This is a genomic window from Marinomonas sp. TW1, from assembly GCF_001625355.1.
Taxonomy (GTDB): domain Bacteria; phylum Pseudomonadota; class Gammaproteobacteria; order Pseudomonadales; family Marinomonadaceae; genus Marinomonas.
Genome location: NZ_JSEE01000001.1, coordinates 129,826 through 151,662 on the forward strand (window position 1 = coordinate 129,826; position 21,837 = coordinate 151,662).

General features: G+C 46.0%; 19 protein-coding genes. 4 read left to right on the plus strand and 15 right to left on the minus strand.

Translation table 11 applies throughout. The annotated features are described in order from the left end of the window. Positions 1–131: 131 nt before the first annotated feature. Positions 132–1,088: a PDR/VanB family oxidoreductase gene (locus OA79_RS00570; RefSeq protein WP_063331290.1), complete on the plus strand. Its 957-nt coding sequence runs from the start codon at positions 132–134 to the stop codon at positions 1,086–1,088. A gap of 69 nt (positions 1,089–1,157) precedes the next feature. Here the strand turns inward: OA79_RS00570 and OA79_RS00575 are convergent, their stop codons facing one another. Next, the gene (locus OA79_RS00575; protein WP_063331291.1) at positions 1,158–2,147 is read right to left on the minus strand and encodes an AraC family transcriptional regulator; all 990 of its coding nucleotides are present in this window, start codon (positions 2,145–2,147) and stop codon (positions 1,158–1,160) included. Between the two features lie 159 nt (positions 2,148–2,306). On the opposite strand from OA79_RS00575, the gene OA79_RS00580 reads away from it, so the two are divergent. Then, positions 2,307–3,383: an aromatic ring-hydroxylating dioxygenase subunit alpha gene (locus tag OA79_RS00580; protein WP_063331292.1), complete on the plus strand. Its 1,077-nt coding sequence runs from the start codon at positions 2,307–2,309 to the stop codon at positions 3,381–3,383. Between the two features lie 159 nt (positions 3,384–3,542). Next, a complete protein-coding gene (locus tag OA79_RS00585) occupies positions 3,543–4,328 on the plus strand; it encodes a cyclase family protein (RefSeq protein ID WP_063331293.1) in 786 nt (261 codons plus the stop codon). Between the two features lie 176 nt (positions 4,329–4,504). On the opposite strand, the gene OA79_RS00590 is transcribed toward OA79_RS00585, so the two are convergent. The 3 genes from OA79_RS00590 to OA79_RS00600 form a co-directional block, all read right to left on the minus strand. Then, positions 4,505–5,578, minus strand: coding sequence for a fumarylacetoacetate hydrolase family protein (locus OA79_RS00590; protein ID WP_063331294.1), 1,074 nt, complete (start codon positions 5,576–5,578; stop codon positions 4,505–4,507). 35 nt (positions 5,579–5,613) lie between these two features. Continuing rightward, positions 5,614–6,552, minus strand: a complete 939-nt coding sequence (locus OA79_RS00595) for a VOC family protein (RefSeq protein WP_063331295.1) — start codon at positions 6,550–6,552, stop codon at positions 5,614–5,616. A 233-nt stretch (positions 6,553–6,785) separates the two neighbouring features. Beyond that, the gene (locus OA79_RS00600; protein ID WP_063331296.1) at positions 6,786–7,835 is read right to left on the minus strand and encodes an amidohydrolase family protein; all 1,050 of its coding nucleotides are present in this window, start codon (positions 7,833–7,835) and stop codon (positions 6,786–6,788) included. Between the two features lie 232 nt (positions 7,836–8,067). Here OA79_RS00600 and OA79_RS00605 point away from each other — a divergent pair, with 232 nt between their 5' ends. Further along, positions 8,068–8,982: a LysR family transcriptional regulator gene (locus OA79_RS00605; protein WP_063331297.1), complete on the plus strand. Its 915-nt coding sequence runs from the start codon at positions 8,068–8,070 to the stop codon at positions 8,980–8,982. Positions 8,983–9,041: 59 nt separating this feature from the next. Here OA79_RS00605 and OA79_RS00610 read toward each other — a convergent pair whose 3' ends face one another. The 11 genes from OA79_RS00610 to OA79_RS00660 form a co-directional block, all read right to left on the minus strand. After that, positions 9,042–10,019: an NAD-dependent epimerase/dehydratase family protein gene (locus tag OA79_RS00610; RefSeq protein WP_063331298.1), complete on the minus strand. Its 978-nt coding sequence runs from the start codon at positions 10,017–10,019 to the stop codon at positions 9,042–9,044. Between the two features lie 4 nt (positions 10,020–10,023). Next, a complete protein-coding gene (locus tag OA79_RS00615; RefSeq protein WP_063331299.1) occupies positions 10,024–11,016 on the minus strand; it encodes a fumarylacetoacetate hydrolase family protein in 993 nt (330 codons plus the stop codon). A 14-nt stretch (positions 11,017–11,030) separates the two neighbouring features. Then, positions 11,031–11,606: a cupin domain-containing protein gene (locus OA79_RS00620; RefSeq protein ID WP_063331300.1), complete on the minus strand. Its 576-nt coding sequence runs from the start codon at positions 11,604–11,606 to the stop codon at positions 11,031–11,033. A 115-nt stretch (positions 11,607–11,721) separates the two neighbouring features. Next, positions 11,722–12,852: an FAD-dependent oxidoreductase gene (locus OA79_RS00625; protein ID WP_063331301.1), complete on the minus strand. Its 1,131-nt coding sequence runs from the start codon at positions 12,850–12,852 to the stop codon at positions 11,722–11,724. 20 nt (positions 12,853–12,872) lie between these two features. Next, complete coding sequence (locus OA79_RS00630) at positions 12,873–13,265, minus strand: Rieske (2Fe-2S) protein (RefSeq protein WP_063331302.1); 393 nt, start codon at positions 13,263–13,265, stop codon at positions 12,873–12,875. Next, the gene (locus tag OA79_RS00635; RefSeq protein ID WP_063331303.1) at positions 13,262–15,661 is read right to left on the minus strand and encodes an efflux RND transporter permease subunit; all 2,400 of its coding nucleotides are present in this window, start codon (positions 15,659–15,661) and stop codon (positions 13,262–13,264) included. Before OA79_RS00635 ends, OA79_RS00630 begins: the two co-directional genes overlap by 4 nt. Next, positions 15,658–16,749, minus strand: a complete 1,092-nt coding sequence (locus OA79_RS00640) for a WD40/YVTN/BNR-like repeat-containing protein (RefSeq protein ID WP_231908771.1) — start codon at positions 16,747–16,749, stop codon at positions 15,658–15,660. Before OA79_RS00640 ends, OA79_RS00635 begins: the two co-directional genes overlap by 4 nt. A 7-nt stretch (positions 16,750–16,756) precedes the next feature. Then, positions 16,757–17,938: an MFS transporter gene (locus tag OA79_RS00645; protein ID WP_063331304.1), complete on the minus strand. Its 1,182-nt coding sequence runs from the start codon at positions 17,936–17,938 to the stop codon at positions 16,757–16,759. Between the two features lie 235 nt (positions 17,939–18,173). Then, entirely contained in the window at positions 18,174–19,124 is a 951-nt protein-coding gene (locus OA79_RS00650; protein WP_063331305.1) for a VOC family protein, read from the minus strand. A 24-nt stretch (positions 19,125–19,148) separates the two neighbouring features. Next, the gene (locus OA79_RS00655) at positions 19,149–20,306 is read right to left on the minus strand and encodes an alpha/beta hydrolase family protein (protein WP_063331306.1); all 1,158 of its coding nucleotides are present in this window, start codon (positions 20,304–20,306) and stop codon (positions 19,149–19,151) included. A gap of 163 nt (positions 20,307–20,469) precedes the next feature. After that, positions 20,470–21,831, minus strand: coding sequence for a DUF1329 domain-containing protein (locus tag OA79_RS00660; RefSeq protein ID WP_063331307.1), 1,362 nt, complete (start codon positions 21,829–21,831; stop codon positions 20,470–20,472). Positions 21,832–21,837: the final 6 nt, after the last annotated feature.

Sequence of the window (21,837 nt, forward strand, 5' to 3'; positions counted from 1 at the left end):
CCGTACCCTCGGTCACTGATACCTTTTAAAGACACATCAAATGAAGTCATGAGTTTTGTCTCTGCCATACTCTTTTTCGACTGAATCAGCCCTATTTAAGCTAGGCAAAGAAAGAAAGGAAGTAGCACATAATGCTTAACGTTATTATTCGAAATAAAATACTTGAAACCCCAAACATTGCCAGTTTCGAGTTAGTACGTGAAGACGGGGAAAAAATGCCGGCTTTTGAAACCGGTAGCCATGTCGATGTACACATTGCAGAAGGTTTAATCCGCCAATATTCTTTGATTAACCACCCTAACTCTGACGAATTCTACAAAATTGCGGTGTTAAATGACGATCAATCCCGAGGGGGATCAGTCGCCCTTCACAATCATGTTCAAATTGGCGACAAAATCCGCATTTCTGAACCTCGCAATCTCTTCCCACTGAATGTAAAAAGCGAGAAAGTAATGCTTTTTGCTGGTGGTATTGGCATTACGCCTATCATGTCCATGGCCATTGAACTGAATAACCTTGGAGTGGATTTTGAGCTGCACTATCACACTAGATCGAAAGCCGACACGGCATTTTATGAACAACTCAGTCATTGCTCATTTGCATCCAAGGTATTCTTTTACTGTGACAACACAAAAGAAGAAAGTCATGACGCTGTCAATAAAGCCTTAAGCTCTTTTACTGACAACACACATCTATACACCTGTGGCCCAGTGGGCTATATGGATTATATTTTTGACAGCGCAAGAGCAAACTCTTGGAAAGAAGAAAACCTGCACAAAGAAGTCTTTAAGGCAGAGCCAAAAGCCTCAGAATCAGGCGACCAAGCGTTTAAACTCATTTTAAGTCGTTCTGGTTTGGAAATAGACGTCGCAGCGGATCAAACCGCTCTAGAAGCCATCGATGCTGCTGGTGTTACTGTGGATGTCTCTTGTGAAATGGGCATCTGTGGTGCCTGCTTAACCAAGGTAACAGCCGGTGTGCCAGACCATCGAGATGACTTTTTATCGGATGACGAAAAATCGAAGAACGATCAATTTACACCTTGTTGCTCCAGAGCAATCAGTGATTCTTTGACACTCGATCTCTAACAGGCGGACAACTGACAACCCCTTTCATTCCTAGCCTTAGTACCGACAAGGATACTCAAAGGCTAGGCACTATATTTTTTGCTCTTGCTTTCGGTAATCCCGAGGCGTCACACCAAAGCGTTGCATAAAGGCTTGTCTGAACGCTCTTTCAGAATGGTATCCAATCAGCTCCGAAATGTAACCAATGGCAAAATTTCCGCTGAGTAGATACTGCGCGGCTCTTTGCATTCGACAATCCGTTAAATAATCCATCGGTGACTGACCCACTAATGACTTAAACGTACGTGCAAAGCTGGCCCGCGACATCCCCACCTCTGCAGCCATAGCAACGGCACTCCATGGCTCCTCACAACGGGTATGCATAATAGACAAGGCTAGACCAATTCGACTATCAGACAAGCCTCGCATCCAGCTCACTTGCGCAAGATCCGTCGCATTAATATAAGAACGAATACACTCGCCAAATATCAAATGAGTTAAATACAGGGCGGATGCACTAAAGCCAGACGTATTCTGGTCAAACTCTTGCTGACAAAAAACATCGGCGGCGTTTACCCAAGTATCTAATTGCCCCCCTTTGGGAATCAAAATATAAGGCGGCAGTAATCTTAATAATGAATGTTGCTGCGGCTCATCAACCGTAAACGCCATGGACAAAAGCGACACCGCATCATCAGGGTTGCCCACTGCTAGGTGAATGGGTTTATTTCGAATTTCACCGAATTCAGGCAAATTGTTGGCTTTCCAAATCTCCCCAAATGCCTGCGACTCCCCTTCTAACGACATACCAAAACGATGCGCGCGACCACCCAAAATTAAAATGGAATCCCCAACTTCCAATTGACACGCTTCACAGCCTTCCACTTGCACCCAAAAATCGCCACCTCTATTGGAAAACATATAAACAAAGTTAGATGGAAATTCAGACAAAGAGAGCGTGTTAGAACGCCCTAAGCTAAACGTCCCCATAGAGTGAGAAAACACATTTAACGAACGCAGAACATCACCAAGCAAGTCCATAATGAGAGTATTTAGCCGAAATATAGGTATAAACAGCATATATTATTCTTTGGTGAGGCTCTAGACTAGAAATCGCTTAATCGCGAAACCAACCTTTCTTTGTCTTTTCTAAGCACCTCAAAAGACGATAGCCAGACTCGAACAAATCACACTGGGCAGACCGTGATTTGTCATTATAAATATAAAGAGGTTTATCTGATGTACCCATTCAAATACGACACTTCCATTGTCAAAAACCGCTGGTATATGGCCGCGTTCTCTAACGAGATCGCGCGCGAGCCCATGGAACGAACAATACACAGCAAACCCATTGTTATGTATCGCAAAGAAGATGGTACGCCCGTGGCCATGTACGGATTGTGTCCGCACCGTTATTTTTCTTTAGTCAAAGGTCACGTGGAAGGCGATCACATTGTTTGTGGGTATCATGGCTTTAAATTTGCGGATAATGGCGACTGTGTTGAAATACCCTCACAAGATACGGTGCCTAAGAGTTTCTGCCAGCCCGTTTACCCACTAGAGGAACGTGGCCCAATTTGTTGGATTTGGATGGGAGACATAGAAAAATGCGATACCAATCTGATTCCGCCATACCATGATTTCGGTTTAGACAACCCTGACACTTACTACAGCTCAGAAAATTACTTCCATGTAAAAGGCCGCTCACAATTATTGGTCGACAACCTAATGGATCTGACCCATCTACCTTACATACACCAACAGTTAGGAAAAGGTGGCGATACCTTGAAAAAAATCCCCATGGTCACTGAAGAACGCGATGAAAGTTATCGTATTTTTCGAAATGGAAAAATGCCTTGGAATCCTTTCTTAGAAACTCTTTTTGGTAAAGAGGCCGCATACGAAGGTCTCGCCGATTTCGTGCATTTAAGCGATTTTTATGGCCCTGAACTGGTCAAAACCAGTATGCCAACCATCACCCAAATACCCGGTAGAGAGGATGTGCCTAAGGAATTAGGTCATTTGGCCATCTTGCACGGCTTAACACCTGAGACGGAAACCACGACTCACTACTTTGGCTTTTCTACGCGTAATTTTAGACAAGGTGATGAATGGCTAGACAAGTTTCAATATGAGTCTGAAATGCAGGTCCGCCAACAAGATGTGGACGCCATTGAAGATATGGAACTCAGAATAGATCAAGCAGCACAATTTCAGAGAGAACTGATCGTGGGCGCTGATAAGGCCGCTATCCAAGCACGAAGAAAAATTGATGCCATGCTCGCTGCGGAAAACCCACCAACGAGAACCGAATAAACACCCCATCACAAAAAAAGTCAAGTTGATAATATCCACAGTTTGCGTGGTTATTATCAACTTAATTGAAAGATATTTTTTCCTTATTATGAGAGAGACATTCGTTAACGCCATTGCCACTCACCAACGGCGCAATAATAAAAAGAGGTATAGAGAATAATGAAACCATCCAACACCCGACGTATTGTCGATTTATCTGTCTCCTTAGACAACAACCCTTATACCGATCCACCACCACTGCTGCCTAAAATCGAATACACAGATCATCAAGAGGGTTGGCCGGAAATGGCGAACATGTTCCCTGGCCTTAAAAAAGAAGACATGCCAGGCAACGAGGCTTGGGCCGTCGAAAAAATGGTCATGAGTGCCCACAACGGCACCCACATGGACGCACCTTGGCACTATGCATCTACCACAGATGGCGGCAAACCCGCGTACGGTATCGACAAACTCCCTTTAGATTGGTGCCTACAACCCGGTGTGAAACTGGATTTTCGTAAGTTTCGTGATGGTCATATTATTACGGCCGCAGAAGTCGAAGCCGAACTAAAACGCATCAAACACAAACTGCAACCACTCGATATTGTATTAGTTAATACCCGTGCCGGGGCAATTTACGGTGAAGCGGGCTACTTAGAGGCTGGCGTTGGCATGGGTCGCGAAGCCACCATGTACCTGTTAGAACGTGGCGTACGAATAGTCGGTACAGATGCTTGGAGCTGGGACGCCCCCTTTAAATATACTCGTGAGAAATTTGCTGAGTCAGGGGATGCTTCGATTATTTGGGAGGGCCACAAAGCCGGACGTGACATTGGCTATGGGCAAATGGAGAAACTGTCTAACCTAGAAAGCTTACCAGCCAACGGTTTCATGGTGTCTTGCTTCCCTTATAAAATCAAAAATGGCTCTGCCGGCTTTATCCGTGCGGTGGCGATTTTCGATTAATACCATTCTATAAAACGAAAAAACAGAATACGGACCGTATTCTGTTTTTTTTATGTCTATACACTTCAATGCGCGAACCGTTCATCCATAAACCGCACTAAATGTCTGCCACAACTAGAGAATAAAAGTCTTCTAGAGGAGCAGACACTCAGCCATCATTGATAATCAGTCTAAACTTACCATTCCGTTTTGAAAGCGCCGTACGTCACAGATTTACCTTCTGTGTCTTCCTTAACAATATTATTGCGTTGACGACCAAGATAGGTAATAGAGCTCTCCATAACATCACCTTCTTTAAGCCATGCTCCGCCATGGTTTGCCGCATTACCTGGAGGCGATCCCATAATGAAAAGATCCCCAGGCAATAATCTCAGACGCTCAGACGCATGAGAAAGCACTTGTGCAGGACCAAAAATCATATCTTCTGCAGGCCAGTCCTGACGTTTCTCACCATTCACATTCAGTCTAATTTGCATCTTGTTACGATCAACAAACTCTTTTGGCACAGCAAAAGGGCCAAATGGCTTGAAGTTAGGCTGGAATTTACTCACCCAGTCAAAGTTAAATTTAATATCCGCACGTTTGAATTCATCCACCGTCCCAATATCGTTCACCATGACATAGGCGGCGATCATGTCTTCTGCCGTTTCAGGGCTTGAATAACGCTCACCTTTACCCAAGATGAAGCCAAGCTCTAATTCCCAATCAGGCTGTTGACCGATTAGAGGTAATGGCACATCGTCATTTGGACCACATAAAGAAGAATGCAAACCCGTAAAGAAGAATGGTGTCCCTTCACGACCACGACGGTCAACTTCCGCGTAATTACGTGCGAAGAAAGCTTCATCATCTTCACCCGGTAAACGCTTGTCTTGGTTAAATTTGTTAAAGGTCATCATCTCAGCAACATGCTGACGATAGTTAGACGCGGCACAAATAAAGTTAGGGTGCGCTAGAACCGGTAGGATATTTAATTCGGTAAAGGATTTAGCCGGACGATCTTGTTTTGCAGCGAGCTCTTTCAGCCAAACTAGGGCATTTTCCCAATCATCAAAAATAGCATGGGTATCGACATAACGATCTGATACATCTAGCACATCACCATTGGGTAAAACCAAACCTGGAAAGGCTTTTTCGCCTTTTACCTGATAAGTACCAATACCAAAAGTGCCTTCAACCAAGCCTGTTACTGGGTTAATATTTTCAGGCTCTACTGCGGGCTTTACATTGCCCATCATAAATTTACTCATAACGTTTCCTATATTATATTGCTCGTCAATGGAGATTATTCAAAATAACGATCAGGTGGATCTGAACGCCATACATCCATTTCGACTTCAGCTATGTTGTGCACACGAGATCCATCACTGGCTTTTAATAAATCCGTGTCCGAGAAGGTTTCAAAACGATTGCGATCTGGGTCGCGCCATACATCAAAAATATGGCTCCCGTGCGGGTGACGTCCAACGCCCCATACCAATTCATAGTCTTTAGATTCTAAATAACGGTGCGTCATAAACTGCGCTTCGAAGTCTTGTGCTTCAAAACTGATGTGATGACACGCGGTTTCACCAGTTTGACTTTGCATCAACGCAACAACATGGTGATCGACTAACTCTTCACCACGATCAAGGCGGCAAAAGCCAACAATCTGCGCTTGCGGTTGACCAGGAATGTGATAAACATCACTTGGAATAAGCCCTAACACGTCTCTATAAAACGGCAAGGTCGCAGCAAAACTGGGTATAAATAAACCAACGTGGCCGAGGCGGAATAACTTAGCAGGCCCCATAGGACGCTTAGGTTCAAAACGTCCTTCACGGGTATATTGCCCTGGCGCATTCATCTCCAAATGCTTATAGGCTTCTTCTGGGTTAATACGCTGAATGCCATAAATAAGATCGATCTCCAAGCCATTTGGATCGACTAAGGTCACAGCCATGCCACCGCCAGGCGTCGTTAATTCACGAATTGGACTGGCACCGTGATCACTTATGGCACTTTCTAAATCATTTTTGCTTTCGACTTCAAAAGCCAGACCTAGAAACTTGGCTTCATTGCCCTTTTTGGCAACATAAGCAAACGCATCACCACCGCCAGTTCGCATAATAAGTTGCTGATCAGTCCGTTCGACTGTTAACAGGCCGAAATCTTGGGCAAACACTTCGGTTTGCTCTAAATCCAGCACCTGAAATTTCACATGATGAGGGCTTTTTAGGCGCATAATAGAAAGGACTCCTTTATTTTTATTGGTTTATTTTTATTCGTCATTTTCATTTGTGCTATCAAAGAGGAGAGAACGCCTGAAAGATCCCCTTATTTCACAAAATCCTAATGCTACTTCACTAAGAATATAGGCCCAGACCTATCAGCGTCCAATACAATAAAATCCGTTTATGTATTTGTTATACTGATAGGTCTATTTGCACAATACGTATTTTCTCATCACTCTTCAGGCTATTTTTTTGCCTTTAAGCCCAATAAACTCGCCGCATTTAAACCTAATATTTTGGCTTTATCTTCTTCGTCTAACTGGTTATGAAACTCAACCGGATTTGGCTCGGCCATATCAAAAGGGTAATCACTTCCTAAACATAAGCGATCGGCACCATGGGTGCTCACCAAAGAATGCAACTGCGCCTTATCAAACACCAATGTATCGAACCACATTTTACGAAGATAACTGGATGGCAGCTCTTTACAATGTTCACTGCAATCAGGGCGAGCTCGCCAGCCATGATCCATGCGTCCCCAATAACCCGGAATGTATCCGCCACCATGCGCCACACAGATTTTTAGACCCGGATAGCGATCCAATACACCACCAAAAATCAAATGCCCGACGGCCAGAGTGGATTCAAGTGGATTACCGATCAGGTTATTGAAGTAATACTCTTTCATACGGTTTGCATGGGTAAAGCCGAGTGGGTGGAGAAAGAGTAAAATATCCAGCTCTTCTGCTGCCGCAAAAAAGCGCCCTAATTCTTCTTCGTGTAAATCTTTGCCATTCACATTGGTATTTATCTCAATACCGCGGAAATTAAGTTCTTTTGCACAGCGCGTCATTTCTACAATCGCCATGTCAATGTCTTGCATGGGAACCGTGCCCATGCCAACAAATCTTTCTGGATTCGTTGCAATCGCCTCGGCAATACCATTATTAATGGTTTGCGAAGCCTTTAAGCCAGTTTCGGCATCAGTATAGTAAAAGTACTGACCCGGATTTGGTGAGATAACTTGAACATCCACACCAAGCTTATCCATGTCCGCAATGCGCAGACTAATGTCATTTAGCGTCGGTCCTATGGTACAAAACTGAGCCTTGTTGACTTCATTAGACTTAGCACTAGAAAACTCATGGATACCCGGCGGAGGCCCTGGGTACTTCGCCTGCACAATCGCATCTGCCGCGGGGATATTTAAGTGACAATGAATATCCACCACTAAATGCTTACCTTTTTGATTAACCGAAATTAAATGGTTATTCGAACAACAATCAGTACTCATAAACTCAACCTAATCATAATTATTTTTATAAGACAGACATCGCGCATTTTAAAACTGACACACAATTCACTGTCGCATTTCAAAAGGAAAATATAGACATACAATGTCTCTCATTGAGGAGGACAAAGAGGCCAACTAATGTGAGAATAATCCTACTTTTTCACTTAAGACCTATAAGCGTCCAATCATAATTATCCTTGCAAGCAATAAGTTTGGCTGATAGATTAATCGGATGAGATTCGACGGATTAGATTTAAACTTACTGGTAGCTCTTGAGGCCCTGATTGAAGAGCGACACGTCTCAGCAGCAGCCCGGCGCATACATTTAAGCCAACCAGCTGTTACCGGCGCGCTGAAGCGATTGCGAGAATATTTCAATGATGAGCTTCTTGTGCAACGTGGGCGCAGAATGTTCCTTACGCCAAAGGCTGAAACACTCGCCGACCCCGTTCGCAGAGCCTTATTACAGATTCGAGGTGAAATCACACGAGCAGGAAATTTCGACCCGGCCACCACGGCTCGTCATTTTGTTATCTCCGCCTCTGATTACGCTTACACTATTTTGCTGTCCAATGTTGTGGTGAAAGCCGCCACATTAGCACCCGCTGTCAGCTTCGAAATAGTCCCTCCAAGCGAGCAAGCAAATGATCGTTTCGATCGAGCTGAGATCGACCTTTTGTTGACAGTAGATAAGCTTGCCTTATCAGGTCATACCTTTACCGAATTGTGGCGAGATGATGAAGTCGTTATCAGTTGGGAAGGTGCGGGCTTCGAGGAAATCGATGAAGAGACTTTCTTTGCTTGCGATCACGCTGTCGCCACTTTTGGTCCAGAACGCCGACCGTCTGTGGCGGACTATTATATTGACCGCAATGGCTGGAAACGTCGTGTAGCGGTACAACTACCTGAGTTTGGCGCACTTTGCCAAGCCATAGTCGGTACAAAACGCCTTGCGACAATGCACCGCCGTTATGCCCTTCACTTTGCTCGGCTTTACCCAATTAAGCTGCATGAAACCTGGGTAACCTTCCCAGATTTAATAGAAGGAATGCAATGGCACAGTGTGCGAGATGACGACCCTGGATTACGATGGTTAGCAGGTTTATTAGAGGAAGGTGCAAAAGAACTAAGAGAGAGCAGATCTTAGACTCGCGTTAAACAACGGCACATGCCCCAGCAAACATTAAGAAAATCTCAGATCAACGCCTAAGAGCAACGCAATGCTCGTTCTACTAGTTTATTCAAATCCCCATCATGTTGAAATCCCATTTCATCAGCAGAAGGGGTTTCCAGTGGTGGAAAGCAACCAAACAGTTTTTCAATCAGCGGATTGGGGTCATAACGGACTAAATCATCGGTTTTTTGATGATAAACCCTGCCAATAGCGGACACCAATTGCGCCATGCTGAAATACAGCGTTGGCAAGGTAAAACCCCTGTCTGTCTTCAGTGTCCTTTCTTCTATTACAGCCCCATGTATCAGGTTATCGAGGATGTTCGGTAAAGACGAGGCCCAGGTTTTCGCCTGTTCAGACATAGGACAAACGAAAGACTTTCCCTTTGATACCTCACGAATAATATCGCTCAGAAAAGCCGATAACTGCCCTGTTTCTGCCGGAGGTCGTGCCAATACTCCCGGTAGACGCAAGGAACGACCATCGACCCAGCCGCGGCGGCTAAAGTCATTGATCATCACCTCACCCACCACTTTATGCGCCCCATAGCTAAGCTGAGGTTTGAGTGGTGTGTCGTCAGTCACCAAGTCGGGCATGATGCCAAATACCGCAATGCTGCTGGCAAACACCAAGACTGGCTTCTGTAAGCCCGCTTCGGTTTGCGCCTTACTTATTTCCAGCAAGGTCATGGTGGCGTCAATATTCACCTTACGCGCTAAGCTGTCATTCTGTTCCGCCATGCCACCGGGAATGCTTGCCAAATGAAAAATGACCTCGATTGGCGAGTGGCCAAGGGTTTCCCGTAGCCACAGATCATCGGTGAGGTCTCCACTGTGCCGCTCTACCACTAGCGCCTGCGGTTCAGAGCCTAAAACGGACACCTTATCAAATTGACGATCTAATAGGGTTAAACGAGATAGCGTCTTCTTGCCAATGGCACCGTCTGAACAAAGCCGCTGCGCCAAAGCTTGACCAACAAAACCATTGGCACCGGTAATCACCACCTGCATCTGGTTAGCCTTTTCGCTGATTTTCTACGACTGTTTGCTCGATCACTCCAAATGGTCCATCTCGGCCATCATCAAATTTGGCCTGCATGCGTACGGTGTCGCCAAAGCGCATAAACTGAGTTTTGATGTCACCTAAGTCGATTTTTTCGATCACTCGACGTTCAGAAATACAGGCAGAACCTGCTTCACGCGCACTGTTCGATACGGTGCCAGACCCTATAATGCAACCTGCGGTGAGTTTGCGACTACGAGCGGCATGTGCCATTAGTTGCGGGAAGGAGAAGTTCATTTCGCTGCCGTGGGGTTCGCCAAAACGCTCGCCATTCCAACTTACGTGTAATGGCATGTTCACTCGGCCATTTGCCCATGCATCACCTAGTTCGTCAGGCGTCACCGCCACAGGTGCGAAGCTAGAAGAAGGTTTGGCTTGTAAGAAGCCAAAACCTGAATTCATTTCACGAGGCCCAAGGGCGCGTAAGCTCCAGTCGTTAATCTGCACTATCAAGCGTATCGATTTGGCGGCTTCTTCGGGGGTTGCTGACATAGGTACTTCGGCCATGACCACCCCAAATTCGCCTTCAAAGTCGATGCCATCGGCTTCACTGGGCATGGCAATGTCTACCGTTGGGCCTTGGAAGTCATCACTGGCACCTTGATACATCACCGGAATGGTATCAAAATCTGCAATAGGATCAGTATTAAAGGCTTCTTCCATCAATTTGCCATGATTTAAAAACGCCGAGGCGTCTAACCATTGTGGGCTTCTTGGCAAGGGAGCGAGACAAACGGAAGGGTCAAAATCAAACGCCTCTTTTAGCTGACCGGCATTTAATGCATCATACAAGGCCTGTAATTCAGCCTCTTTTTCCTGCCAGTTTTGTACCGCAGATAATAAGTTTGGCGATATCGCCGAAGCATCCACGGCTTTACTAAGGTTTTTGGATACCACTACTAAACGACCGTCTAGGGTGCCATTGGCTAGGGTTGCGAATTTCATACTATTCTTCCTTCTTAAACTAATACTTTGGCCAGCTCATCGTCGTATTGCCCATCCACTAGGATGAATAAAATACGACATATGTTTCCCGAACGATTGGCCCACGCATGATTGGTGCCACGCTGTATTACCACACTACCAGGCGTCAAAAGCGCTTCATCTTGGTCGACAATGAGGGTTAATTCCCCTTCGATCACAATGCCATAGTCCACGGATTCGGTACGGTGCATCAAGGGATGGGGAGAATCAGCTTGTACCGTCGAGAGATTTTCATCCCCAACGCTTGAAAACATGCCTTTCATCTTGCTCTGCCCCTGATTCAGGAACGCCTCAGTATCCGGTGGAATATCAACAAAACGAAGCCGTGTACCCTGTTGCGGCGGTGGTAACACCACAGAGCCAAGCGTTGGATCAATGTGTGTTTTGCTGATGACCGCAGGCGACTCACTGGTACTCCACACTTCGTGAAATTGAGTTCCTGGCACAGCGTCAAGATCCATTACGGTTTTAAGAGGACCGTTTTCGACAATAATGGCTTGGCCGTTTTCATCATGACCCGTTACGACTCGGTAAATGTCAGGAAAGTTCATGACCTAACCCTTTTGTTGGAAAAGCAACCTAGGCAGTTGCTATGTGAATCTCAGGAATAAAAAATGGCAGCGATCAAAAACAGACATTATCACGCCACCCAAGGGAGCCAATTCATTAAATAGGCTGACTTAATACCATCATGGATTGCCCCATGATTTTTGAGTGCTCGGTTTTATCACCACCATTAATTTCGATGTGACACAAACGCGCTGAATTTTCGACCACCATGCGGCAACGCTCCCAACGACGCTCATGAAATTTATCCAGCGCGGTTTGAAAATCGTCGTTCGCAGCCAATTCATCAGCTAATACAATCCCGCTTTCAATGCCGATGCCCGCACCGGATGCAAGGTGTGGCGTAGTGGCAGCGACCGTATCGCCAATCATGATTAAACGTCCACGATTCCAAGGGGCTTTCACTAAAAGATTGGCTAACGGGCGATAGTCAATATTCGCCCCTTCTTCCAGTGCATGAGGAATTAACGCCCTAACCGTCGGGTTTGGAAACTCTTCCATTAACCCTGCAAACACTTGTGGCCAAGTGGCTCTATCTATGTGTTCCTTGGTTGGACGATCTTCGGTAATAAACATGTACATATGGGTATCAGATACTGGGTTTACGCCCAACTTAAGGTGGTTACCCATCCACATATGAACATGATCAATCTCTGCTGGACGCGGCATAATGGCGCGCCACACTCCCTGACCTATGTATTCAGGCTCTGGCTCTTCAGGGAAGAATTCTTTGCGGATGGTGGAGTGAACACCGTCAGCGCCCACCACTAGGTCATAAGTTTGCGTGGTGCCATCGGTAAAGGTGACCGTGGCACTGGTGGCGGTTTGTTTGATCTCAGTATAGGTACAACCCGTACGCACATTGACACCGGCGTCAAGTGTCGCGCTTGACATAATGCGCGCTAACGTTGGTCGAAAAATGCCGCCACTGCCGCCGACTCGTGAATCTGCTGGGCTAGGCGTTGGGATTTCCATCAACAAAGGGCCATGTGCTAAATGCACAGCTAAGCCATCCGTCACACACCCTTGCTCCGTTACTTGATCGTATAAACCCAGATCATCCAAGGCACGTAACGTCGCACCGCCAATGGTGATACCGGCACCCAGCTCACACCATTCTGGGTCAATTTCAACCAGATCGACTTCAATGCCATGCTGACGCATCTTGATCGCGGCGGCCATCCCCGAAAAACCACCACCAATGACCAATACTCTATTTACTGCAGCCATCTGATGACTCCTTATTTTTGTTATAACCCGTTTCGTGAATGAATATCCGCGAATAAAATAGAAACCTCACCGGCTTCACTCACATGCAATGGAATTTTCTCTAATCTCTGTCCAAGACAAGGACCTTGAATACATAAACCTGTTTTAGGTTCAAACAATGCCCCATGAGCATGGCAGGTAACGTGGATTTTTTGGGCATCCATATAGGCATCTTTGCGCCATGCCATTGGCGCGCCATCCACATGTGGACAAGCATTGCGCCAAGCATAGAGCTGACCTTCTTGCTTAACGACGAAAAACAAATCGTGCCCTGCGTCGTTTTCTAAAAAGCCCTTCGATGCCCCTTCTTCAATGTCATTCACATGACAAAGCACTGTTACGTTACCTAGGCTCGTTTCAACCACATCCGTCATTTGGCTGACTCGTTGCTCTTATCTGCCTCTGCGAATTTTGGTTTAAGCAGAAAGTGCGCAAGCGCAGGCAAAAGAATCAACGCCCCTAACATGTTCCAAATGAACATAAAGGCCAGCAACAAGCCCATGTCCGCTTGGAATTTAATCGGGCTGGCAATCCAGGTAATGACCCCTACTGACAAGGTAACGCCGGTTAACATCACCACTTTACCGGTGAAATTAAGGGCTCTTAAGTAGGACTGAGATAAGCTCGTGCCTTGGCGTAATCCGACCAAAGTAATAGACAAAATATACAAGGCATAATCGATACCAATGCCGACCCCTAGGGCAATCACTGGCAAAGTGGCTACTTTCACACCCATGCCCAATTGCACCATTAAGGCTTCTACCATAATGGACGTCAGCATCAGTGGCAGAAGCGCCACCACAACGGCTTTGAAAGAACGGAAAGTAATCAGGGACAAAAGCGCCACAGCACCATAAACCAAGAACAGCATCTGATACCAAGCGGCTTTCACCGAAATATTGGTTGCGGCTTGAATCCCCGCACTGCCAGCAGCCAATAAAAACTGCACATCGTCAGTGTTGTTGTCTTTTGCAAACGCTTCTACGTGATTCACCACGTTCGTCAGCGTATCAGCCTTGTGATCTTGCAGGTAAACATACACTGTCAGCAGGTTACAGCCATTGTTGTATAAGCCACGTGGCGCGCCTGCTGTAATGTAATTCAACATACTTTGATTCGGTAAAAACTCGTACCACTTAGGGTTGCCTTCGTTCAAGCCAGACAACACACGTCGAGACAACAAGGCCAAAGAGTTCGTCGTTTCCACTCCAGGTAACTGGCGTAATTGCCATTCAAGAGCGTCTATTTTATTCAACGTATCATACTGAGAACACTGACCATCTGGCGTCTTCACCATAATCGCCATGACGTCGCTGGAAGCACCATAATGTTGATTCATAAACGCGACATCTTGGTTATAACGACTGTCTTGACGCAACTCTGGTGCGCCCTGATCCAGATCACCAATCTTGAGTTGTGTACTCAACACAAAGGCTCCTACGGCAAGTACAAAACCACCGATTAACGCCCCAGTTGCCCATTTACGCTGAGTGAACTTATCCAGGAATACCCACAACGCAGGCATTTTTTTCGTGCTGTCGTCATTAATGTCATTCACTACACTACGCTGTGCGGCTTTTTTACCAACACCAACATAAGAAAGCATGATGGGTAACAGAATCAAGTTAGTGAAGATGAGCACCGCGACACCAATAGAAGCCGCAATCGCCAATTCTTGAATCACTTTAATATCGATAACAAGGAGAACAGCAAAGCCAACCGCATCGGCAAGTAATGCCGTTAAACCCGCCATAAACAAGCGTCTAAAGGTAAAACGTGCCGCGACTAATTTGTTAAATCCTCGTCCCACATCTTGCATAATGCCATTCATTTTCTGTGCGCCGTGACTCATACCAATGGCAAACACCAGGAACGGCACCAAAATAGAATAAGGGTCCAACACATAACCTAACGTAGGCAAAATCCCCAGTTGCCACACCACGGCCAAAATGGAAGCAAATACCACTAGAAAAGTAGAGCGAACACAACGGGTATACCAAAACACCATGATCGTTGCTATCACCACGGCTAACGCAAAGAACGACAGAACCGCTTGCACACCTTCGATCAGATCTCCCATCACCTTAGTAAAGCCAGTGATATGGATTTCCAGTCCTTGCTCTTGGTATTTAGCTCGCAAACCTTCAAGGGCGTCAGAGTATTTTGCGTAATTCAGCGGCTCCCCTGTCGCATCTTCACTTAACAGTGGCATGTAGATAATGGTGGATTCTTCATCCGCAGCGATTAACTGACCAATTTGCCCTGAACGTGCCACATTCGCCTTTAACTTTTGTAGGCTCGATGGCGAACCATCGTAATCTTCAGGGATCACTGGACCGCCATCCAAGCCTTCTTCCGTCACACCAATCCAACGGGTTGATGGAGTCCATAAGGATTTCATTTGCACTCGATCCACACCAGGAAGAAGAAACACTTCGTCACTTAATTGGCGCAATGATTCGAGATAATCTGCGTCATAAATCGTGCCTTTAGGACTAACCGCCGCGATCCGTAATGCGTTGCCTAACCCCGTCAGCTCTTTTTCATAGGTCAAATAATTTTGAATGTACTCTTGATGAGTCGGTAAGGTTTTTTCAAAACTCGCATTAATGGTTAATTTCGTCGCTTGCCAACCCAATAACGCAGTCAATAAGGCACAAACAATAATCACAATTAAGCGATTATTAAAAAGTACTCGCTCAATAATAGACCCCGTATTAGGGTCAAATTCTTCCTCTGGTGACACGGTGACAGGTGAATGATGTTTCATTTTAACTCTCCTACATCAATGGACACAGCTCCATGGATGCTTAAAGCAAGTACACTACCATCTGTTTTTTCCACCATATTGGTTAAAGGTGGAAGGCGTTTGCGGGTTAATGGAACCAGTCTATTCGCTCTCAAACCAAGTAAAATACCCGCCTGATTTGCCATGATGACCTGCCCATCCGCATTAATTAAAGACGCCATAATGGAGGCACTAATCGGATTTTTGATGTTTTTCCAGTTTTGACCGTTGTCATTGGAGATCAGCGTGTTACCACGTAAACCGGCCAATACTATTTCACTATCACCTAATAGCTGTGCGGTAAAAAAACTGCCTTCATAGGGTGTTTCAATGGTTTCAAATGATGCTCCATTGTCCATGGAGAGCGCCACAAAGCCTTGCTCACCAGCGACCAAGATACGTTGACCTTGCTTGCGAATACTATAAAGATGAAGTCCAAAATAGTTTTCGATGCGTTCCATCCAAGAATCCCAAGTCTGACCGCCATCTTTACTTTCAAAAGCAAAACCATAAGCCCCAACCACGACTAAATGATCAGGCCCCAGTAGCAACATGTCTAAGAAAGGTTTGTCTGGGCCATCAGTCACCAACAATTTAGCCTGTCGAATATCTTCGTCATATCCTTCCTGTTCTGCTTGAATCAAAAGGTCCTTAGCCAATTGACGACCATTTAATTGCATTTGCCAGCTATTTCCACCATCACTGGTTCGCAACACCGTACCGCCGTGGCCAATGGCATAACCATTTTTATCATCCGAAAAGCCAACGCCAGTCAGCGTGACACTGACTGGAGAAGGCAACTGCTGCCAGCTTTCTCCTTTGTCATCGGAGCGCAAAATTAACCCGCGCTCACCCACCGCAATCAGATGGTCGCCCACCAAAGAAGCTGACATCAAAACAGATTTCGCCCCCAAATGAGATGATATGGCCGGGCGTTCCAACGCGTCTGACACTGCCGCTATTGCGCCATCTAAACGACACAACAGCCATGCCATCAAAATGAACGTTCCTACTTTGCGCCACAACGAAGCAACGCCTTTCATGCTGGCTGTATTATTTTTATTCAACATATCAACCTCACGCCACACTCTCAGATTCAATATCTGTCACTGAACTCTGATGGAAAAGACGTGCGAAGCAGACTAAGGAAATACTCCCTAATACCAGTGCCGCGATACCGATACCGTGATAGCCAACTAACTTAACAATCGTTCCGCCCAAAATGGGGCCAATGGCGGCGCCAGACATAATCATCGCGGGTGTCGCTGCCAAGGCACGACCAGAAGTATCTAATTGAGCCACCAAGCCAAAGAAAAATGGATGAATAAAAATAACCAACGAAACAAAAAACGCAGCAGAAGCCGCATACAGAGGAAAGCCTGTCGCATTCATCATGATGTTAGACAAAATAACTTGCAGTACAGGACAGACAAACAAAACAATACGAGGGGAAATGCGTTTTTGAAAAATACCAGCCGAAGCGGCTGCCACTATATTAATGAGCGCCAACGCCACCAGCACCATAGTAATGGACTCGGTACTAAAACCTCGTTCGTTACCCACGCGCTCCATAAAAGCAAAGGTCATCACTTGCGTCACACTCATCAAGCTGAAGCCCACAATGCCATACCACACACTGGTCGGAATTTTAGCCGTAACCCGAGCGGCCTCTTTTGATTCTTCCTCAACAGAGAGTACGCTCGCCGAATCCATGCGAGGAAAAGCCAACGCACAAGCGAAAGCGCCGACCGCCATAATGCCAGCGAAAATCAAAAACAACGAATGCCCGCCTACGGCTTTAATTATGTTCGGGGCGGCGCCCATAAAAACAAAGCCCATGATGCCTAACGCAAAACCGGCAAGAGCAAACAATCGATGAGGGTTGATATTACGAGCAATGGTGCCGTGAGCAACACTAAGCGCACTACTGGCACTTAAACCGGCGATCACATGCAATAAAGCTAATAGAGCATAATCATTGGTTTGAGCAGCGGCGAAAAAACACAAGCCGGAGATAAAAAAACCAACCGTCGCAATCATACGGCGATTAAGGTTTTTAAAACGCGGAGCGACAAACATACTGGCGACAACGGCACCCGCTAAAAAGAAGGTCACCAAGCCACCCGCTTCTTGACTGTCAAATTGATAAGACGCCACCAGAACACCGATCCATAAGGGCATCGCAACCAGATCGATCATGCCAGCACAATGGGAAACCATGAGGGCAATATTGCCTTTAACACCAAAACGATGACTCATAATACACCTCCAGCATAAGAGGCTACTTTTCTTCGATCCGTAAAGGAATTCGTCCTACATCTCACAGACATCATCAACATATCAATACCATCCACTTTGTTTATTGTTATTTCGTGGTAGCGGCGGATTGCCGCCTTAAGATTGTTTGTAGGGCAGTAGTAACAAACTACCGCTCCCCCCTACCAACAATTCGACTCTTATTAATCATTATTTTCGTTGCTTCATCTTAAGCACTTTAGTCATAGTCGCCATTGTGTGGCGTGTCTTTGCCTGGCGACCACTTGGTTCTATGACGCATTAAAAACGCTTGAGAGGCATCTGCACTCATTGGCACCACACGAGGCACCCAATTGTCATCGTGCAAATCCATGTCCGCATCCATTTCGATGTGACAAGCAAAAGGACTGTTGAAATACCAGAACCAGTTCGAACCGAAAATATGACGACCAGGCCCCCAAAAGGCTTGATAACCTTTTTCGATAAAGCGCGAACCATTTTGCATCATCTCGGTTGGACCACTAAAATGGAAGGTAAAATGCTCGACACCTTGCATAAACGGTGGCGCACCAATCAAGAAATGGGTGTGATGGTCTAATGTCCCTGCTGGTTGCAAAAATGGACCCGCCCCTTCGAAACGATCGGTACAGCGAAAGCCTAGACGCTCGACATAAAAGGCTTCTGCTTTCACCGGATCTGGAACGAAATAGACAATATGCGACAAGGTTCGAGGGCGAATCTCTGCATTCACATCAACAGCACGATGATTAACAGGACGCTGTAACGGAGACCCTGGAACATTCGATATTTCGCCTGCTAAATCAAGTGCTTTACGTGTCGTTATTTGAAAGCCAATCACAAAACCGGAATCATCAGTCGACTCAATAGAGCCATCGGCTAATTTGCGCACCTCTCGGTCTTTACTCAGTTCTGCCGTGATCGCCTCAATGGTTTCTTGATCCGCCACGCCCATCACGGTTTTGCGCATCATGCAGCCATTGCCAATACTGGCAGGAAGACTGGTATCCGAAGTATGAGCAAGCACGACTGCCGTGCCATCCAAGGCTTCAAAACGACCACCGACCTCCGTAACATCAACCGGTATCAAACCATAATCGGTTAAAAAGGTCGTACAAGAAGCGATGTCTTCAACGGCAAACACAATGGTTTCTAAACCAACTATATTCATTTTTTCTCTCCCGCTAGACCGCGATTAGGCGGTATGACCATTAAGGGTTTCTGCTACCCAGTCAGCAATATAAGCACCGGCGTTAGCGGAATTATCAAAACTTGAGTGCTGTACACCACCTTCGCGATCGGTAAACACTTTTAGCTCTCTTTTAGGGCTATTCACTAACTGCTCGTAGGTGCGATGCGCCCATTTAAGCGGAATTTGCGAATCTTTTTCGCCGTGGGTAACAAGGAATGGCACTTTAATGCGATCAAGAACGCCATCAAGGTGAACCTTCTCCGCAATGTCCATAAACTCATCCATGTCTTTTGCGCCCCACACCCAACGTACATGTTCCCAATAATGAGGCACAGGAAAGCTGCCTTCTTTTTCTAGGCGGCGTTTTTGCACATCACGCCAATCATGATTCGCCCCCCAAACAACACCACAAGCAAATCTTGGTTCAAATGCCACGGCACGAGGACAGTAATATCCCCCTAAAGAAACCCCTTCCATGCCTATGCGTTTGGCATCAATTTCTTCACGAGTTTCTAACCAATCCACCACTCGACTCGCCCAGTGCTCACTGTCATAACGGGCAGTCAGCCCCTGCAAACGAATCGCTTCCCCCGTCCCAGGCTGATCAACGATCAGGGAAGAGACGCCGCGTTTTGCCAACCAAGCAGGCATACCGACGCGATATTTCATTTCTTTAGTAGAGTCCAAGCCATTTACTTGAACCAAGATAGGGGCTTTACCTTCTACCCCTTCAGCACGCACATACAGAGCTGAAAGATGTTTCCCTTCATAGGGAATTTCAACGCGTTCGCAGTTTTCTTTCGCTAATTCAAGACCGCGAGCAAACACCTCTAAAAAACGATCATATAAGGCTTCTCGACCCGGTGAGCCATGTCCTTGTAAACGTTCAGCGGTCAAATAATAGGTCGCTGCCCGGCCATATTTATCTCCCGCGGAGATCATACGGCCACGCTCTTCATCTTCTTTCGCTAACTCACATAGCTTATCGGCCATGCGCTCCCAGCTATCACGAAAGGCTTTAGAACCCGCCGCGTCTTTCGCTTTAGCGGCGTCTTGTAATGGCGCGCACATCTCTTCAATTTCACCAATACGTGCGCCCATTTCTAACGCAAGATTAATAGAAAGATCCCATGGATAATTGGTGGGAAAGTAGCGGAACATAAATTCTCCAACATCTAAAATTTATAAACGGATAACAAACTTGGTACTTTTCACTCAATGTAACCAAAACCTGCATCAAAGAACGAGCAAAGCCAAAAAGGGGAAAGACAATGCTCGCCCTTTGCTGCAAAGGTAACTGGATGAACTGAGTATCAAATACCTCTTATCGTGTACCTTGACGAGCTAAACCTTGCCCCGTAAAAGTACTGGTTGGAAAACGCTCAACGGGAATACGTTGTGCGCCCTTGCCATTCATGATGTTTGCCACGTAGGCCTCATTAGAAAGCAAGTTGTAGAAACCAAAGGTTTGCGGAATTGTCCCTGGGTAATCAGGCATGATGTAGTTAAACTGCCATAAGGTTTTCCAAAGATCGCCATTGGAATCCCAGCGGTCGCCTAACGTTGCCTGCCAAGTATCTTCATCTAGATAATATTTACTGCGTACGGCTGGATGGCGTTTGCCTTCAGCAAGCGTTGCTTCCACTTCCCAAACGCGATGCAATTCCCAACGTACAGTGTCTGGGTTCAAATGATTGCCAGTAATAAGCTGATCATCTGGGTATTGTAAGAAGCGATTTTCATTGTAAGGAATCAGAATTTCTTTCTTACCCAACAACTTCCAGTTAAATAAATCGGTACGTCCAGAAAACACGCTCAACTCATCAAATGACATCAAACCGGCCGTTGCTGGGGTTGGTGTATCACAACACGCATTCGGCAACTTACGCACACGACGTTGACCCGTTAAATAGACATAGGACTTCGCTTTATCGGCTTCTAAGTTGTTACGTCCGACAATGCGCTCACCGGCACGTATTGGTGGCCCTACGTTTTCAAGGTTGATTTCCCAAAAGTAGCCATCAAAGTCTTCACTTGAGCCATCATCAAAGTAATAAGGCATTTGGTTTTTCAGTATGCCATCCGTGGTCAAAACAACGTTACCATTAGAGGTAATTTGATATTGGTTCAGCTTGGTTTCCCAGCTCACCCCCTTCCAAGATAAAACATGATTTTTCATCGCCTCTAGACCATTTTGTGGAATAGGGAAAGGAATACCGCCATAGGCACCACTTAAATCATGGCCATTAAGCTTTGCTTTCAAGGCATTCTGCACAGTGAAGTCGTACACCCACTTAGGTGCCGTTGCCGTTCGATGCGTTGGATAAACATCAAGACGATACGTATCGGGATACTTTTGCAGCATCGCCTTAACACCGTCCGTTAGCTTGTCCGAATACTGTTCCATATTCGCAGCAGTAACTGTGTACAAAGGTTTTTCATTGGCATAAGGGTCTAGACGATTCCCACCCAACACTTGACCAGGAATCGGATCATTAAAACCACCCGTCCAAGCCGGAATAGAGCCATCAGCGTTACCCGCTTTTTCCCCGCCAAAAGGCGTCAAATCCGCCCCTAAACGAGCCGCTTGCTCTGGACTCACCGCGGCATGACTTAGCGAAGACAGGCAGCTGATCGCTGTTGTCGTTAAAAGCGTACTAAGAAAATGTTTTTTATTGTTATGCATTGTCAT

What these genes read in the sequence shown, in the direction of transcription:
- OA79_RS00570 (WP_063331290.1), top strand. Translation starts at nt 132, where the DNA reads ATGCTTAACGTTATTATTCGAAATAAAATACTTGAAACCCCAAACATT.
- OA79_RS00575 (WP_063331291.1), bottom strand. Translation starts at nt 2,147, where the DNA reads ATGCTGTTTATACCTATATTTCGGCTAAATACTCTCATTATGGACTTG.
- OA79_RS00580 (WP_063331292.1), top strand. Translation starts at nt 2,307, where the DNA reads ATGTACCCATTCAAATACGACACTTCCATTGTCAAAAACCGCTGGTAT.
- OA79_RS00585 (WP_063331293.1), top strand. Translation starts at nt 3,543, where the DNA reads ATGAAACCATCCAACACCCGACGTATTGTCGATTTATCTGTCTCCTTA.
- OA79_RS00590 (WP_063331294.1), bottom strand. Translation starts at nt 5,578, where the DNA reads ATGAGTAAATTTATGATGGGCAATGTAAAGCCCGCAGTAGAGCCTGAA.
- OA79_RS00595 (WP_063331295.1), bottom strand. Translation starts at nt 6,552, where the DNA reads ATGCGCCTAAAAAGCCCTCATCATGTGAAATTTCAGGTGCTGGATTTA.
- OA79_RS00600 (WP_063331296.1), bottom strand. Translation starts at nt 7,835, where the DNA reads ATGAGTACTGATTGTTGTTCGAATAACCATTTAATTTCGGTTAATCAA.
- OA79_RS00605 (WP_063331297.1), top strand. Translation starts at nt 8,068, where the DNA reads ATGAGATTCGACGGATTAGATTTAAACTTACTGGTAGCTCTTGAGGCC.
- OA79_RS00610 (WP_063331298.1), bottom strand. Translation starts at nt 10,019, where the DNA reads ATGCAGGTGGTGATTACCGGTGCCAATGGTTTTGTTGGTCAAGCTTTG.
- OA79_RS00615 (WP_063331299.1), bottom strand. Translation starts at nt 11,016, where the DNA reads ATGAAATTCGCAACCCTAGCCAATGGCACCCTAGACGGTCGTTTAGTA.
- OA79_RS00620 (WP_063331300.1), bottom strand. Translation starts at nt 11,606, where the DNA reads ATGAACTTTCCTGACATTTACCGAGTCGTAACGGGTCATGATGAAAAC.
- OA79_RS00625 (WP_063331301.1), bottom strand. Translation starts at nt 12,852, where the DNA reads ATGGCTGCAGTAAATAGAGTATTGGTCATTGGTGGTGGTTTTTCGGGG.
- OA79_RS00630 (WP_063331302.1), bottom strand. Translation starts at nt 13,265, where the DNA reads ATGACGGATGTGGTTGAAACGAGCCTAGGTAACGTAACAGTGCTTTGT.
- OA79_RS00635 (WP_063331303.1), bottom strand. Translation starts at nt 15,661, where the DNA reads ATGAAACATCATTCACCTGTCACCGTGTCACCAGAGGAAGAATTTGAC.
- OA79_RS00640 (WP_231908771.1), bottom strand. Translation starts at nt 16,749, where the DNA reads ATGTTGAATAAAAATAATACAGCCAGCATGAAAGGCGTTGCTTCGTTG.
- OA79_RS00645 (WP_063331304.1), bottom strand. Translation starts at nt 17,938, where the DNA reads ATGAGTCATCGTTTTGGTGTTAAAGGCAATATTGCCCTCATGGTTTCC.
- OA79_RS00650 (WP_063331305.1), bottom strand. Translation starts at nt 19,124, where the DNA reads ATGAATATAGTTGGTTTAGAAACCATTGTGTTTGCCGTTGAAGACATC.
- OA79_RS00655 (WP_063331306.1), bottom strand. Translation starts at nt 20,306, where the DNA reads ATGTTCCGCTACTTTCCCACCAATTATCCATGGGATCTTTCTATTAAT.
- OA79_RS00660 (WP_063331307.1), bottom strand. Translation starts at nt 21,831, where the DNA reads ATGCATAACAATAAAAAACATTTTCTTAGTACGCTTTTAACGACAACA.